Source organism: Streptococcus dentasini, from assembly GCF_053206945.1.
The window spans coordinates 140,088-157,005 of the sequence record NZ_JBRUHS010000003.1 but is presented as its reverse complement, the minus strand read 5'-3'; the positions used below and the strand labels follow the sequence as shown (position 1 = coordinate 157,005).

The following is a 16,918-nucleotide window of genomic DNA, read 5'->3' as shown; positions in this document are numbered from 1 at the left end:
TAAAGTAAAGATGTTAACGAAATTAAAACGCTTACTAGCAAGGAAAAGAAGGAAATACTATGCGATACAACCAATTTAGTTACATCCCTAGTCCGCTGGATCAAGCAGAGACAGAACTGCGGGCTTTGGGTTTTGATATTGATCGAAATTACTCTACTAAGCATAATTTAAAAAATTTTCTTGAAAGGTATTTTTTTCAATATCATGATAAAGACTTTCCTATCTCTAATCTTATTGCCGATTTTAATACAGACTTATGGACCTTTTTCCAATCGGAACAGCCGCTCACTGAAGAAATTTTTAATATCGTAGCCCTACAGTTGCTAGATTTTATTCCTCATGTTGATTTTAAAAATATAGAATCCTTTCTGACTGAACTTCACTTTCCTGTGCTTTACCAAGCTGAACAGTTTCCCAAGACTCTACATCAGCTGCTAGCAACACGACAGAAGACCGGCATGACCCTCATTGATAAATTGGTCAGTCAAGGGCTGATTCCCACAGACAATCACTATCATTTTTTCAATGGAAAAAGTTTGGCTACTTTTGATACTAACCGTATTATCCGTGAAGTTGTCTATGTCGAAACAGCAGTTGATAGTGACCACGATGGCCAAAACGATCTTATTCGTGTCCATATCATGCGTCCAGAATCCAACCAGCCCTTACCAGCAAGCATGACAGCCAGTCCCTACCACCAAGGTACCAATCCTGCTGCTAATGATAAAAAGATGCACCAAATGGAAGAAGAGCTCAAGCCCCAAAAAGCTGAAACTATCACACTTGTCGATAAACCTATCCCTTCTCCTAACTACCGACTCTCCCAGAAACCGACGAGCCCAGCGCAAGAGACCTTTACACATATCGCCAATTATTCGCTTAATGATTATCTCCTTGCCCGCGGATTCGCTAATATTTATGTATCTGGGATAGGCACCTTAGCCTCCCAAGGATTTATGACCAGCGGGGACTATCAGCAAGTTAACGCTTTTCGAGCGGTTATTGACTGGCTCAATGGTCGTGCTAATGCGTTTACCACCCACAAGCGGCAACTCCAAGTAAAAGCAGACTGGGCCTCAGGCAAGGTGGTCACAACCGGACTCTCTTATCTGGGAACCATGTCAAATGCTCTAGCAACTACAGGAGTAGATGGCTTAGAAGTTATCATTGCTGAAGCGGGAATTTCCTCTTGGTATGACTACTATCGTGAAAATGGCTTAGTGTCCAGTCCTGGCGGCTATCCTGGAGAAGATTTAGACGTTTTGACAGAATACACCTACTCCAGAAATCTTCTAGCCGGAGAATATTTACGCAGCAATAACAACTATCAAGGCTTTCTCAAACAGCAAAGCCAGGCACTTGAGCGCGATAGCGGAAATTACAACCAATACTGGCACGATCGTAACTACCTTATTCATACCGATAAGATCAAAGCTGAAATCGTTATGACCCACGGCAGTCAGGATTGGAATGTCAAACCCATACATACCTACCAATTTTTCAGAGCTTTGCCCAGTCATGTTAAAAAGCATCTCTTTTTCCACAATGGTATGCATGTTTATATGAACAATTGGCAGTCTATTGATTTTCGAGAATGTATGAATGCCCTCTTAACTAAAAAACTGCTGAGGGTAGATAACCAATTTGAACTACCTGAGCTTATCTGGCAGGATAACCACCAGGAACAAAGTTGGCAAATTCTGGAGCAATTCGATAGCCAATATCAGCAGACTTTCAACTTAGGGAATAATGTGCCTATCATTCAAAATCATTACCAACAAGAGGTTTTTGATAGCTATTGCAAAGACTTTAATCATTTCAAGACTCAGCTTTTTAACAATAAAGCCCAGCAAGTGACAGTTGATTTGAACCTGACGAAAGACTTACTGATGAATGGTCGACCACGCTTAAAACTTAGGATAAAATCCTCTGCAAACAAGGGACTCTTGTCCGCTCAGTTATTGGATTACGGCAAGAAAAAACGCCATAAGGACGTCCCAGCTGTTAAAGAAGCCCGAGGTATTGATAACGGTCGCCTTTATGCTAGAGAACACTGTATGGAACTGCCCTTTGCTGAAACACCCTACAGAGTGATTAGTAAAGCCAGTATCAATCTCCAAAATAGAAGTAGTCTTTTGAGGGTACAGGATATTGAGCCGGATCAATGGATGACTCTAATATTGGACTTACAGCCTAGCATCTACCAACTATCCAAAGGAGACACCCTCCGCCTTATTCTCTATACAACTGATTTTGAACATACCCTGCGCGATAACAGTGATTATTCCCTAAGCCTTGATTTGGAGAAATCCCAGCTTATCATGCCAGTCAGTTAATAAACCCTCTCGCGATCCAATAGTTATAAATATAATTAAAAAAAGAAGGACTCCCGCACCATAAGGTAAGAGAGTCTTTTTTCTATAAATTCTAAATTAATCCGTCTTCTAGTCCTTAGGTACCTTCCTGATATAGATAAAGCATGAAATCAGAAAGATAAGAAAGATAGTTTTGGTAAGTTTCTTTATATCTCCTTAAAATTAACTGATAGAACTCTGGCAAGCTTCAACCATACGACTAAGCTCAATACCAAACTCTAAGAGCTCACAAGAAAATCAAAAATCATAAGTGGTTGGCAGACAAAAAGAAAATTGGGCTTGGCTTCCAAATCCTTGACCATATAATCACAAGCAGAAGCTTGATAAACTTGGCCTGCCTGACGATGAATCCGAGCTAATTAGTTCCAAGCTTCTGCTCGCTTAGGATTAATCATAATAGCTCTCTCTCCAGCAAGTTTAGGCTTGGCTAGGTATTTGTTTTCTTCATAAATTCTAGCGGCCTGCTGCAAATCCTAACTATCCTTGAGCTTCTATTGGCATAAAATTGCCTACGATCTTTCCGACGATCCGCGGTTCCTCATCATAAGGAGCAAACTTATCGGCATACTGCTGGTTAATCGATACTAAACGCAGACCACCTTCCTCACGATAGACTCGTTTGATATAGGTTTGACCGTCCCAATCCACCGCATAAACAGCTCCGTCATAATCAAATCCTGTTTGTTTAATCAATACAACTTCACCATTGAGATAGGTAGGTTCCATAGAGTTTCCAAAAACCCAAGAAGCAAAATCATGGTCTAATTCCTCATCGTAAAAAACTTCATCGTAATTGCCATCATTAAAATAAGTATAGCCAGTACCAGCAGATAGCCGTTCATAAACTTTGTAAGGATATAGCTGCTTACCAGCTTCCGATATCATTTTACCTTGACTGATTAAAAGGTGATTGGCAAAATCTAAAGTTTTTTTCTTATTCGTCTGGTTAAGCTGAACATAGGTCTCAACTATCTCATGCTCAGATAAAAAGTAGGATGGACTTACTTGTAAAATCTGACTGAGTTTATCCCAATTTTTTTGATTAGGTCTAGTGTGACCATTTTCCCAGTTAAAATACGATGGTCTGGAAATTCCTAGCTGACGAGCGAGATCAGCCTGAGATAGACCCAATTTCTGACGACGTTTCTTTAATTTTTCTGCCGAAAACATCTCATCCTCCAATACAAACACATTCGGCTCATCAGTTCTGTCTCTAGCAAGTTGAGCTGATCAGCATTGCTTTATCAAAAAAAATTAGTTTTTTAACTTACTATTAGTATACCATGTAACAAAGGAAGAAGCAAGAACCAAATTTACTAAAATAAATCCAAAAATAGCCTAAGGAAAGCGGCAGAGACCTGAGCCTTAAAATAAGAGAGCAAGGAAAATCAAAATCATGATTTTACCACCATTTACTGATTGAGTCCCACTCTAAAATTTTAAAAATGGAAAACCGATAATCACTGGACTAACCTCGCTGTTTGATTTTTGGGCTCGGGATAAAAAGGTCCACTGGACCTTTTTATTTCCAAAAGTCGTCAAAAACTGTAATAGGCAGATGGCGTTTATGCTGGCCCTTCTTCCACCAATTCTCAATCGTTTGCTGAGCTTGGGAACCGACGTTCTTACCTTCCAAATAATCGTCTATATCCTGATAGGTGACACCTAAGGCAAGCTCATCAGCAATCCCCGGTTTATCTTCCTCTAGATCAGCTGTCGGTACTTTTTCGTAGAGAGCCTTATTTGCCCCTAGCTCCGCCAGCAGCTGTTTACCTTGACGTTTATTCAGACGATAGAGCGGTAAAATATCAGCTCCACCATCGCCAAATTTAGTAAAAAATCCTGTGACATTCTCGGCAGCGTGGTCTGTTCCAATAACTGCCCCATCATTTTCACCCGCAACAGCATACTGAGTAATCATGCGTTGCCGAGCCTTAATATTCCCTTTATTGAAATCTGATACACTTACACCTGCCTTGGCTAATTCAGCAACCTGCCCATCAACAGCTTTCTTAATATTGATAGAAAGCGAAAGATCAGGCTGAATAAATTCCAAGGCAAGCTGGGCATCTGCCTCATCAGTTTGAATACCATAGGGAAGACGGATGGCGATAAAGCGATAATCCTTACCTGTCTCTTCACGTAATTCCTCAAGGGCCAGTTGAGCCAAGCGGCCTGCTAGGGTTGAATCCTGGCCTCCTGAAATGCCTAATACGTATGATTTCAAGAAGGGGTGTTTTTTCATATAATCTTTGAGAAAGTCAATAGAACGGCGGATCTCTTCTTGAGCATGAATAACCGGTTTTACTCCTAATTCTTGAATAATGGTATCTTGTAAGGTCATACTCTCCTCCTTAGAAATTCTCAGTTTGTTTAGCTTTATCACGCAGCTGATCGATTAAATCCATCTTATCCTGCCAAACATCTGGTGCTAAATCAACTGGATAATCCTGCGGATTGAGAACTCGTTTATATTCATCCCAGAGATCATCCAATTCTGCCTTGGCATAAGCCTTTATCTCCTCAAGAGTCGGCTGCTTATAGACCAAGAGCCCTTGCTCAAAAATATCAACCAAAAGGGGAACAGCACCAAAATTTTTCACTGTTTTATTGATATAGGTGTAAGTCGGGTGGAACATATGCAGCTCTTCTACTTCATTGACGTCGACATCATAATAGGTGATGTAATCCCCTTCCGACTTGCCTTTTTCACGACTCGTAATGCGCCACACCTGCTTCTTGCCGGGTGTGGAAACTTTCTCAGCATTGTTGGAGAGTTTGATCGTGTTTTGCATTACGCCTCTATCATCTTCTAGGGCAACAATTTTATAAACTGCACCAAGAGCTGGCTGATCATAAGCTGTAATGAGCTTTGTGCCAACGCCCCAGACATCAATCTTAGCCTTTTGCATCTTAAGGTTTAAAATGGTATTTTCATCCAAATCATTAGAAGCGTAAATATGGGCATCCGTAAATCCAGCCTCATCTAGTTGCTTACGAACTTTCTTAGATAGATAAGCTAAGTCCCCTGAATCTAAACGCACACCCAGAAAATTAATCTTATTCCCCAATTCTTTGGCAACACGGATAGCAGCCGGAACTCCTAAGCGAAGAGTATCATAGGTGTCAACAAGAAAAACACAGTCCCTGTGGGTTTTAGCATAAGCCATAAAAGCATCGTAGTCATTGCCATAAGTCTGTACGAGAGCGTGAGCATGGGTGCCAGAGACGGGAATACCAAACATTTTACCCGCTCGTACATTAGAAGTGGCATTAGCGCCACCGATAACTGCTGCCCGTGTTCCCCAGATGGCAGCATCCATTTCTTGAGCTCGGCGTGTCCCAAACTCTAAGAGAGGCTCATCTTCAATAACTGAACGAATACGAGCTGCCTTGGTCGCAATCAATGTTTGATAATTGACAATATTTAAAATGGCTGTTTCAACTAACTGACACTGAGCCAGAGGGCCTTCGATTTGAACAATAGGCTCATTGGCAAAAACTAAATCTCCTTCTCTTGCTGACTTAACGGTTAAAGTCATTTCTAGATTTTTTAGATAGGCTAAAAAATCTGCTGGATAACCCAAATCTTTTAAATAGGCTAAGTCTGTCTCCGAAAAATGCAGCTGCTCTAGGTATTGAATAATTCTTTCTAAACCTGCAAAAATGGCATAGCCATTCGCAAAAGGCTCCTTGCGGAAAAAAACCTCAAACACGGCTTTTTTATTATGAATGCCTTGTTCAAAATAAACCTGCATCATATTGATTTGGTATAAATCTGTATGTAATGTTAAACTGTCATCTTGGTACATGAAGGTCTCCTTCTGATGCTAAAAGCGTATAAAGTTGTGACTATTATAACATAATTTAAAAAGTTGGGATTTCCTCCCAACTTCGATTTAAAAGATCATTAAGCATGTTCAGTGAGATATTTATAGACTTCCTGACCAGCAACTGCACCATCTCCAACGGAAGTCGTAATTTGGCGTAAATCTTTCTGACGGACATCTCCGATAGCAAAGACACCGTCAACACTCGTCTTCATATCTGTATCGGTGATCACCCAGCCTGCTTCATCAGTGACTCCCAAATCAGCAGCCATACTAGAAACAGGATCGAGACCAACATAGACAAAGACGCCACCAAAATCATGATTCGTTACTTGGCCGGTCTTTACATTTTTGATATCAACCGAACGGACCTTGACGTCATCACCCTTGATCTCTTCGACAACAGAATCCCAGATAAAATCAATCTTATCATTGGCAAAGGCACGGTCCTGCAAAATCTTTTGTGCTCGCAGCTCATCGCGACGATGCACAATAGTCACCTTGTTAGCAAACTGTGTCAAATAAAGTCCTTCTTCAACAGCAGAATCGCCGCCACCAACAACTAAGAGATCCTGCCCGCGGAAAAAAGCACCATCACAAACCGCACAGTAAGAAACACCCCGGCTATTAAATTCCTGCTCACCCTTGACACCAATCAGGCGGTGCTTAGCACCGGTAGCCAGAATGATCGTCTTAGCATCAAAATGGTCATCACTGGTCAATACGCGTTTAAAATTACCATGGTCTTCAATCTTGTCAACAATACCATAAATGTTTTCAACACCGAACTTCTCCAGTGGTTCATACATCTTCATTGACAAATCCGGACCCGAAATAGTTTCAAATCCTGGATAGTTCTCTATATCTGAAGTATTATTCATCTGACCGCCTGGAGCCCCTTGTTCAATAACACCAACCTTTAAATTGCTGCGTCCTGCATAAAGAGCTGCTGTCATCCCTGCTGGACCAGAGCCAATAATCAATGTATCATACATAGTTTTTACTCCCCTCACTTCAGTATGTGCTCCTAGTTTACTCTAAAAGTCAACAATGGTCAATTATGACGACTTAATCATGAGAATAATCGCCATAAAAGCAAAAGACAAAATTGGGATAGAGACCAAGGCCATCATTATCCCATCATAAAGGGCGTTCTGACGCTCCCTGATAGTCTTATCCTTAAGCTTAAGTGCCCGGTAACTTAACCAATAAATAACAGCAATAATAACGAACACAACAGCCAATAAAAGTCCCTGTAGATAAAATTTAAAAATGTCTGTTAGCATAATAAACGTGCTTTCCCTTTATCCAAAATAAGAGACTGGCACACTTCCAGCCTCTGCTTTATTCCCTAATAATAAAGGTGTACTGCGATACACCATAAGTTATCCATCACCAGAAGGCAGTACATAATATTGCAGCCCACCAAAGATAATCTTATTATATCAAACGTAAGATTTTTTGTAACTAGCAAAAAATTCCTTGGTCCGCTCCTCTTTAGGATGATTGAAAAGCTGATCAGGTGTTCCCTGCTCCAGGATATGGCCTTTTTCAAGGAAAAGAACCCTGTCAGCAACCTGAGCAACAAAATTCATATCATGACTGACCAGCACCATGGTTTGACCAGATTTAGCCGCATCGGCAATAGATTTTTCTACTTCGCCAACCAACTCAGGATCCAGAGCTGAAGTTGGTTCATCAAGCAAGAGTACATCCGGTTTCATAGCCAAAGCCCGTGCAAGAGCAACCCGCTGTTTTTGTCCTCCTGAAAGATGTCGCGGATAGTGATTTTCACGATCAGACAAGCCAACCTTACGCAGTTCCTCCTTAGCTAGAGCTGTTGCTTCACTATCCGGCATTTTTTTAACAATTTTCAGCCCTTCTTTGACATTGTCCAAAGCTGTCCGCCGCTCAAAGAGATTGAACTGTTGAAAGACCATAGCTAATTTCCGCCGCAGCGTTAAAATTTCTTCTTTGGTGATGGTCTCGAAATTGACCTTAAAATCATCGATTTCAATAGTTCCAGAATCTGCTTCTTCTAGGTAGTTCATACTGCGCAGAAAAGTAGACTTCCCAGCACCAGAAGCACCAACGAGGGCAATAACATCGCCTTTTTGAATCTCCAAATTGAGACCGTCCAGAACTTTTTGGCCCGAAAATTCTTTACTCAAGTTAGTAATCTTAATCATTAGCGCAGTTCCCCTTCCTTATCAGCAAGTTTATCCGGCGACTTAATCTCCATACTCTTTTCAATGTAACGGCCAATATTTTCAATCACAATACTGACGATCCAATAAATAATTGCTACAGAAATATAACGCTCAAAATAACGGTAGTCACGGCCGCCAATAATCTTAGCCTGAGCAAACATTTCAATAATACCTGCACTGAAAGCTAAAGATGTTCCCTTAGTCAGACTAATCAAGGTATTGATCAGCGTTGGTGTCGCAATAACCGCTGCATTAGGAATAATTACCCGGCGGTAGATTTGCAGATTAGTCATCCCCAAGCTTTTAGCTGCTTCAATTTCTCCAGAATCAACGGCCTGAATAGCCGCCCGGATAGTTTCACTGGTGTAAGCTGCCTCATTGAAGGCAAAAGCTACAACCGCAAAAATGATTGGCGGTACATCATTGACATTCCAATTAAGATGGTATTCCATCTTGAGATAACGCAGCAAAAGCGGAATACCATAGTAGGTCAGCATCAGCTGAACCAAAATAGGGGTTCCCCGTAAAAAGCTTACAAAGAAGGCCTGAATCTGATAAATGACCGGTATACGGTTGATTTTTACAACGGCAAATAAGAGCGCTAAAGCGAGGCCAAAAACAGAACCCCAGAATGTTAGGCCTAATGTCATCGGCATATGCTTTAAAATATCAGGAATCGCGCTAAAAACTGAACGTACACTGAAAAGCATACCATCAGGGAGCGACTTAACAAATTTATCATAGACCCCCGAATCTAGTAAAAAACGCCAAATCTGAGTCAGCACTAGAATCACTAGGAAAACGAGTACAAAGAAGCCTAGCATCTTCCCCTTTGCTGTTTTAAAGAAAGCTTGAATCCCTTTCTTAGTCTCAGCCACTTCCTGTAGTTTTGTATTTTTTTCTACCATATTTACTCCTATTATTCTCCTAACTTAAAAGATCTTATAGTATCAATGTGTCCTATCTATCGGAATGGAAAATAAGAAAATTAGAATTATCTTGGCTAAAAATAATCATTTCCATTAGTGGGGATCATTTTGTTTTTCACAGAAAATAGTAATTATTTTCCCATTTTACCACCCGAACCGACTTATGTAAAATAGTTAATTTTAAAAACTCAAGAAAGAGAGCGGAAAGGAACTCAAAACTGTTAATTCTGGTTCTCTCCACTCCCTAGTTTCTCGGCGGCGACCAGAAACGTCTAGCCTCTCTCCAAACTGACTGCTTACCTTATTGTTTTAGAGCTCGCATCTCAAACAGCAGACCTCGACTGGCTGAGCCCAGCACAGTTAGCTGCTCGTTTCCTTGTTTCAAGCCTCCTGACTTTAACCTTGCATAAAGGGAGCTCAACTGTTTAGTAGACAGTTGAACCTTGTTGATCAAGGCAGCGAGGTTGGTCGCTATCAATTACTGTCTTAAAACTTTATTTAAAAACAGGGAGACTGGACGAGTTTTGCCCAGCCTCTTACTCTAAATCTTCTACTTCATTAAAGATCACCTCAATTGTAATCTTTATCATTTCAGGCTAGAAACATAATCTCCGCCAAAATATTTCTTACTAAGCTTAACTAGGGTTCCATCTTTTTGAAGTTCCTTCAGGCGCTTGTTCACAAATGATTGCAATTCCTTACCCTGATCAGTCTTAGCAAACAGGAAGTACTCCAAACCATCTTTGCTGGATCCAACCTTATCTTTCAAAGAAGTCACCTCAAAATCGTACCCCTGATCCTTAGCAGCATAGGAGGAAGAAATCTGATCATAGAAAATAAAATCAATCTTGCCTTGGTCCAAATCCTGCAAGCGTGATGTAAACCCGGTTTGACCCGAAACATAATTAATGGTGATCGGCTCCTTGTCAGGATTCTTCTTATTCCAATCTTCTAGGGTTTGAGCATAATTAGAACCAGCTAGAGCTTCTGTTGATTTTCCAGATAGCTGATCCAACCGGTCATATTTAGTCCCAGATTTTGTAACAATCGCATAGTTAGAGACAGAGACAGGATCAGAAAAATGATACTTTTTAGCACGATCCTCATTATAATTGAAGTCATTAGCCGCAATTTGATAGCGATCCGAATCGATTCCCGGTAAAATAGAATCAAACTCAGTCGTTTCAAATTTTAAATTGTATTTATCCGAATTCTTGAAGACAGCCTGTAAAACTTCAATATCGTAGCCTGTCTGCTTATTATCATCTCCAGTAAAAGTAAAAGGTGCTGTATCCGAATCGGTCGCCACAATAATATCCTGCTTAGTGGAGCTTGACTTAGATGATGAGCAAGCTGCTAATGTCAGAACACTAGCTCCCACAATCAGACTGGCTAGCAATATTTTTTTAAACTTCATAGAATGTGTCCCCGTCTCATTATTAATATAATACCAGTCTACCATTCCAATAACTATTTGAATAATACCAAATTTTTATCGGGTGATAGGCAGGGCATATCATCAGAAAAGAGAACACTTTTTTCTGACCCTTTTTACTAAAAATCTTGCTTCCTAGCCTTGCGATGGGCGCGTCCCTTAGCCCTTGCGGCTGCTCGGCGCTCGCGTTTACGCTTTTCATCAACCTTCCACTGAATTTTTTTCTTATAGCCTGGCTTAACTTTCTTTTTCTTCTTCTTAACCAGACCAATCATCTCTGTATCAAGTTTTTGATAGCCCTTCTCGCGGTTGGCACGGCGGTCACGATCATAAGTATCCTGAAATTCACCATTTTTAAGCACCTTCGGTAGAAAAACAATTCCTGCCTTTTCCAATTCTCTTATGTCCGAATCGTCACTAGGCTGATAGAGGGTTATAGCTGTTCCAGATAGACCGTTGCGACCAGTCCGGCCCACCCGGTGAACAAAGAAAGATAAATCTTGCGGTATAGCATCATTGATAACATGGCTGACCCCCTCAATATCAATGCCGCGAGCCGCTAAATCCGTTGCAACAATATATTCATATTCCAATCGCCTAACTTGATTCATAATACGCTTGCGTTCTCTCGGTGGGATACCGCCATGAATTTTAGCCACTTTCAGACCGTTCGCAACTAGATAGGCATGAAGTTCATCCGCACGTTCTTTCGTATTGACAAAGATCATAGCTAGGTAGGGACGAATGACATTCAGGACAGCCAAAACTTGGCTATTCCTATCACGCCCCTTAGTAGAAATTAGCCAATTCTCAATACTGTCAGCGATAACCGTTTGGCTTTTGATTTTTTCAACAACAGGGTTAGCCAAATATTTCTTTAGAAAAGGCTGTAATTTTTGCGGAATCGTTGCCGAAAAGACAAGAAATTGGACATCCTTTGACAGACTGGCAGCAATCTTATCAACCGTATCCAAAAAGCCCAAATCCATAGTCATATCAGCCTCATCAACGACAAAAGTCTTAGTTCTATGAACATCCAAATGTCCAGATTTAATCAGATCATAGATTCGTCCTGGAGTCCCGATTACGATATGGGGTTGAACTGTCGTCAACCTATCAATCTGGCGCAGTTTATCTGTACCACCCACATAATTAGCCAGACGAATATCTTGTTGAGCCGCCTGAGCAAGCTGCTTAGCTGCTTCATAAATCTGAGTTGCTAGCTCTCGACTAGGCGCTGTAATCACTGCTTGAACGTTGCTGGCAGTCTCTTCCAATTTATCAAAAATCGGCAGGAGAAAAGTATGGGTCTTTCCGGACCCTGTCTTTGATTCACCGACCAAATCCCGACCCGAACGAACTACAGGGATCAACTTGGTTTGAACCTCTGTCGGCTCTTTGAATCCTATTTCTTCCAAAGCCTGATTGATGTAGGACTTGAAATTATAATCTTTAAAACTCATGTTTACCTCATTAACTCTGCCCGAGCTTTTTTATATCTTACTTTTGCTTATTTGCTTAACCCATTATACCAGAAGAAAAGCCTAAGTACTGTAACAAAGTATCTAGAATATAGCTCATAATATAATTGAGTGAATTTATTTTGAAGTAGTTACTTTCTACCAAAGAGAAATTTAAAATTCTTTATTACTCCATATTTGAATGATTTAGGATGATAAGACTGGAAAATTTATGTATAACATCACCATTAAAATTCTTTTCAAACTCTAGTACTTCGTCTGTCCATCAAAGTTACCTATCACTCCTAACATAATATTATAGGATGAGATTCCTCTTTTAATTGCTTTAGTCATAGCATACTCCTATCACAAGGCAGGTGTGTAAGATTTATTGAACTCAGCATAAGAACCTGAATATAGATAGACTCCCAGCTCAGACCACATCTTCGCCTCCATATTTTCCTAATAGTTTTTTGCATCTTCTTTTCTAATAAAAATGCTCGTATCTTTTTCACAAGACGAGCATTTCTTATCTCTCAACTAGCAAAGAATCCTGTTTCTGATATCTTTCAAAAGACTGGGCAGCAAAGCTCTTTGCTGTTGATGAATCTCGTTTAATCTGACAATCTAGGCATCTGTAATCTTGATAAACGGAGCACCGATACCACTGGTATCAATCGGGTCATGACTTTGTTCATTCCAAAGCTGACTCACTGAATACCAGCCAGAGAGTCCAGAAGTATAAGGATCGGATACATGGGTACTACCATTGTTGTAGCCCTTGAGGACCAATTCATGACTACCATTGCTGACAAAGACATTACTCTGCACAGCAGCTAGAACATGATAGCCTTGCGATAGAGCTGTTTGAACCTGACCTAAGCTTCCCAGAGGTGTCGCAACCAGACCCCAATGGCTAGCAGCTTGTAGGATCCCCTGACCACTGGTTCCGTCAAAATTCTTGTTGAATTCATTGGTACTGTTGTAAAGGTAGTCAGCCACCTGGTTCGGGGTAATCTCTTGACCCTTGAGTGAGCTGATGACCATTGCTAAGTCGGTTGGAACGCAGCCTGTTGGGCCAAGATAACCGCGGCCATATTTCAGACCAGACCAGCGACCATCTCTTTGATTGTAATAAGGTGTATCATAGTTGGACTTATCAACTTGGAAATCATAACCGATCAAAACAGTCATTTTATCTCCAAGCCGTTGATAAACGTGGGCATGATAGATACCGATACCACTGTGGTTTTGAGTATTGACTTGCAAGGAAGCCTCTAGGTTGGAACGGCTCATCTCATACCAAACGATATCATCCTGATCATGGGTATCCGACCAAATAGCCACTAGCATATCACCATCACTGGGAACATTGTGAGCCGTGATCAGGTAGTTCCCAGTTCCCTTATAGATACTGGTTACCATCACCTGCTCCTTATTCTCACTAGCTGGCACCTCATACGTTGTTCCGGTGACACCAACCAGCTGATTATTATTGTCAACATAGTACAGATGAATCATATAGGTACCTGTCTCATACTGGTGTTCTGACAGTTTTACAGTCACCTTATAACTATTGTCGGCCTGTCTATCTGCTGTATACCAGACAATATCATCCTGGCCTCGATTACTAGTCCAAACAGGAACCTTGACTGCTACAATACCCTTGCTGTTCGACACATTGGTAATCAGGACATCAAAACCATCGGAAGTCTGATTTTGAATGGCAAGGATCCCAGTCACTTGTTTGTCCATATTCTTAGCTTCTGGCTGATGTTGCTGACCTGTTATGCCAACCAGCTTGCCATCATTTTCTAGGTAATAGAGATGGATATTATAGAGGCCTGTTTCATTCTTATGGTCGGACACTCTGACGGTGACCTTGTAGGTCCCATCAGCCTGTTTAATGCCATCATACCAGATAATATCATCTTGGTCATTCCTATCTGTCCAGACAGGCACCTTAACCGCCTTAAGTCCTTGGCTGTCGGTAACATTTGAAACGATGACATCGAAATCGCCGTTATCCTTGTTACTAAAGGAGAGGGTTCCGGTTCTGGTAACTTGAGGTTCAGCCACCTTAACCTGTTGTGCGGCAACCCCTTTCATAGCTCCGTCAGTTTCAACATAATACAGGTGGATATTGTAGGTGCCGGTTTCATTCTTATGGTCAGACAGTTTGACAGCTACCTTGTAAGTGCCATCTTCCTGCTTAACGCCATCATACCAGATGATATCATCTTGGTCATTTCGGTCCGTCCAGATAGGCACCTTGACGGCTAAGATACCCTTGCTGTCTGAAACATTGGAAATCCTGACATCAAAGCCTTGGTTAGTTTGGTTCTCAACACTGATTTGCCCGGTCAGTTTGGATTCTGATGGCTGAGAATTAGACAGCTTGTCCAGCATGACATAGCGGCGGATACCGCTGTAGGAGACATAGGAAATCCACTTGTAGCCATCGGCCTTGAGTTCCTTATCATAGTTAACCCCTTCTCCTTTGGTAAAGGTGAACTCTGTCTTAGCGGCTGCCCTGGCTTCGTTTTTAACCGCGACTTCCCGATCGAAGGTGTAGCGCTGCAGGGTTGGAAAAGTAGTTTCGCTGTCTCCTGCTGACTGATTGTCTGTCTTAGGTGCCGGAACTTCCTTAACCTCTAGCTTTGCAATATTGGCATAACGGCGAATGCCGCTGTAAGACTTGTAGCTCAGCCATTGATAGCCATCTTGAGTGAGCACTTGGTCGTAGTAAACACGGTCACCAGCATTGGCGTAAAAGGCGAGGGGTGCGCTGGCAGAAGGACTATTCTTGACTTCTGTACGCTCTGGATAGGTATAATAGCCTGAACTTGGGATATCTTTGCCAACCGCTTGAACCGTTGTCGCCACAGACGCTCTCGTCACAGCTGGCTTTGCTTGAGTCGGTGCCAGACTTTCGTTCTGCTGTGAGGTGACATTAACCGTTTGAACCGCTGATTGTGCCTCAACCTGAGCGGGTATAGCATCCGTCTGGGTGGCAGTGTCCACCCTAGCTGGCGCTGCTGCAGTACTTATCACAGCGTCTGTGGGAGCAGACGTTTCTGCCGTGGCCTGAGCTGAATCCTGACTAGCTTGTTGAGACACAGATGCCTTGTCTGAAAAGACGGCAGTGTTACTGTCTTCTGCCTGAGAAGCTAAGCTATTCCCATTTTGAACGGGCTGGTCAGCAACGGTGGTTTGAACCGTTTGGTCTTGTGGCTGACCCGCTGGCACTGCTTGTTCATCAGCCAGTACTTGACCGCCGAAGAATAAACTAGCACCGATTAGGACTGAGGCCGCACCAAAGGAATATTTACGAATGGAAAAGCGCTGTCTTTCATTCCAAATTGAATCCCTTTTCATGGATTAATCTCCTTTCTTACTAAGATATGCCTCCATTAGTATTCTAGGTCAATATCTAGGTTTATTATAACAATAAGGGAAAACGTTTTCAATGTATAATTGTAATTCTGTCATTTTTTTGTAATATTTTATCTATCCTCTATCTTAAAAATAAAATTCATAGCAAAAAATAGTATGAAATCAATATTTGCAAGCAAGGATTTCATACTATCTAGAACAAAAATTTGATTTTAGCTCAGCAACTCACTCCAGTAATAAACTGCAGTTATATAACAAATCTCTGGTATCATTTAATCACCAGCCAGATCAAAAGGGTTGCTAGGCTGAAACAGGCACCAACACTCCATAAGAAGGCATCAACCTTCCATTCACTCCACTGACCTGACTTGCCAGAAAGACCACCAAGCTCTAGATGATGATGGAACGGAGTCATGCGAAAAATTCGGCGGCCTTCACCGTATTTCTTCTTAGTGTATTTGAAATAAGCTACTTGCAACATCACAGAGGCGGTTTCAAATACATAAACAAAACCGATCAACAACAGGGTCCACTCTTGACGCAAAGCGATAGAAATAGAGGCCAGCATAGCGCCGAGAGCCAAACTGCCTACATCTCCCATAAAGACCTTGGCCGGCTTATGATTGAAAACGAAGAAACCAATTAAGGCTCCAATCATAACCACAATTAGGAGAAGAATATCCGGCTGTCTTTGGACATAAGCAACTACACCATACGCTGCTAAACTGATAGCAACCGATACGGAAGCTAAACCATCAATACCGTCAGTGAGGTTGACTGCATTAGAGAAGCCAACAACCCAAAAGAGAACAAAAGCTAAGTAGAGGATACCAACATGGAGGTGATAACCAAAAATATTGATAGCATTCGTACCGCTCGGACGGACATGAACGAAATAGAAAATCAAACCAGCAATAATTTGCAAGGCCATCTTTTGCCAAGGAGTTAGTCCCTCATTAATTTTTTTAAAGATCTTCAAAAAATCGTCTAAAAAACCGATAATACCATAAATAACAACTACTGATAGAATACCAGCTGTCGCCCCAAAGGGAGCTTCCTTAAAGAGACTGATACTTGAAAAACACAGGGTGACCAGTGTCGCTGTCACGATAAAAACCGTTCCACCCATAGTCGGGGTTCCAGCCTTAGCTAAATGCTGCTTAACATCCTCATGCATCTGCTGACCGGCAATCTTCTTGGCTTGATAAACTTTAATAAAGAAGGGCATGGCAATCACTGTCAAGACAAAAGCGATAAGGCCTGCTAATAAAATAGTTAACATA

The 16,918-nt window shown here is 41.5% G+C and carries 11 protein-coding genes and 2 pseudogenes; 1 reads left to right on the top strand and 12 read right to left on the bottom strand.

Annotation, left to right across the window (positions count from 1 at the left end; all coding sequences use genetic code 11):
• The first annotated feature begins 59 nt into the window (after nucleotides 1-59).
• Nucleotides 60-2,336 (top strand): Xaa-Pro dipeptidyl-peptidase, encoded by a 2,277-nt coding sequence (locus tag ACVR1G_RS03730; RefSeq protein WP_447451856.1) that lies wholly within the window; start codon nucleotides 60-62, stop codon nucleotides 2,334-2,336.
• Between the two features lie 516 nt (nucleotides 2,337-2,852).
• Here the strand turns inward: ACVR1G_RS03730 and ACVR1G_RS03725 are convergent.
• From ACVR1G_RS03725 to mraY, 12 genes and pseudogenes are all read right to left on the bottom strand, one after another.
• Nucleotides 2,853-3,545: a LexA family transcriptional regulator gene (locus ACVR1G_RS03725; RefSeq protein ID WP_447451855.1), complete on the bottom strand. Its 693-nt coding sequence runs from the start codon at nucleotides 3,543-3,545 to the stop codon at nucleotides 2,853-2,855.
• Between the two features lie 352 nt (nucleotides 3,546-3,897).
• Nucleotides 3,898-4,719 (bottom strand): NAD(+) synthase, encoded by an 822-nt coding sequence (nadE, locus tag ACVR1G_RS03720; RefSeq protein WP_447451854.1) that lies wholly within the window; start codon nucleotides 4,717-4,719, stop codon nucleotides 3,898-3,900.
• Between the two features lie 10 nt (nucleotides 4,720-4,729).
• Nucleotides 4,730-6,187, bottom strand: a complete 1,458-nt coding sequence (locus ACVR1G_RS03715) for a nicotinate phosphoribosyltransferase (RefSeq protein WP_447451853.1) — start codon at nucleotides 6,185-6,187, stop codon at nucleotides 4,730-4,732.
• Nucleotides 6,188-6,285: 98 nt separating this feature from the next.
• On the bottom strand, nucleotides 6,286-7,200 hold the full coding sequence (gene trxB, locus ACVR1G_RS03710) for a thioredoxin-disulfide reductase (RefSeq protein ID WP_447451852.1): 915 nt from the start codon (nucleotides 7,198-7,200) through the stop codon (nucleotides 6,286-6,288).
• 63 nt (nucleotides 7,201-7,263) lie between these two features.
• A complete protein-coding gene (locus ACVR1G_RS03705) occupies nucleotides 7,264-7,491 on the bottom strand; it encodes a DUF4059 family protein (protein ID WP_447451851.1) in 228 nt (75 codons plus the stop codon).
• A 159-nt stretch (nucleotides 7,492-7,650) separates the two neighbouring features.
• Nucleotides 7,651-8,394: an amino acid ABC transporter ATP-binding protein gene (locus ACVR1G_RS03700; protein WP_447451850.1), complete on the bottom strand. Its 744-nt coding sequence runs from the start codon at nucleotides 8,392-8,394 to the stop codon at nucleotides 7,651-7,653.
• Nucleotides 8,394-9,323 carry an amino acid ABC transporter permease gene (locus ACVR1G_RS03695; protein ID WP_447451849.1) on the bottom strand — a complete coding sequence of 310 codons (930 nt, stop codon included), beginning with the start codon at nucleotides 9,321-9,323 and terminating at the stop codon, nucleotides 8,394-8,396. Before ACVR1G_RS03695 ends, ACVR1G_RS03700 begins: the two co-directional genes overlap by 1 nt.
• 607 nt (nucleotides 9,324-9,930) lie before the next feature.
• Nucleotides 9,931-10,761, bottom strand: coding sequence for a transporter substrate-binding domain-containing protein (locus ACVR1G_RS03690; RefSeq protein ID WP_447451848.1), 831 nt, complete (start codon nucleotides 10,759-10,761; stop codon nucleotides 9,931-9,933).
• Nucleotides 10,762-10,898: 137 nt separating this feature from the next.
• Nucleotides 10,899-12,242 carry a DEAD/DEAH box helicase gene (locus ACVR1G_RS03685; RefSeq protein WP_447451847.1) on the bottom strand — a complete coding sequence of 448 codons (1,344 nt, stop codon included), beginning with the start codon at nucleotides 12,240-12,242 and terminating at the stop codon, nucleotides 10,899-10,901.
• Nucleotides 12,243-12,866: 624 nt separating this feature from the next.
• Nucleotides 12,867-13,637 (bottom strand): annotated as a pseudogene (locus ACVR1G_RS03680) (C39 family peptidase); the annotation flags it as partial.
• A gap of 51 nt (nucleotides 13,638-13,688) precedes the next feature.
• Nucleotides 13,689-15,617: pseudogene (locus tag ACVR1G_RS03675) on the bottom strand (GBS Bsp-like repeat-containing protein); the annotation flags it as partial.
• 286 nt (nucleotides 15,618-15,903) lie between these two features.
• Nucleotides 15,904-16,917, bottom strand: a complete 1,014-nt coding sequence (gene mraY, locus ACVR1G_RS03670; protein WP_447451846.1) for a phospho-N-acetylmuramoyl-pentapeptide-transferase — start codon at nucleotides 16,915-16,917, stop codon at nucleotides 15,904-15,906.
• Between the last annotated feature and the right edge of the window lies 1 nt (nucleotide 16,918).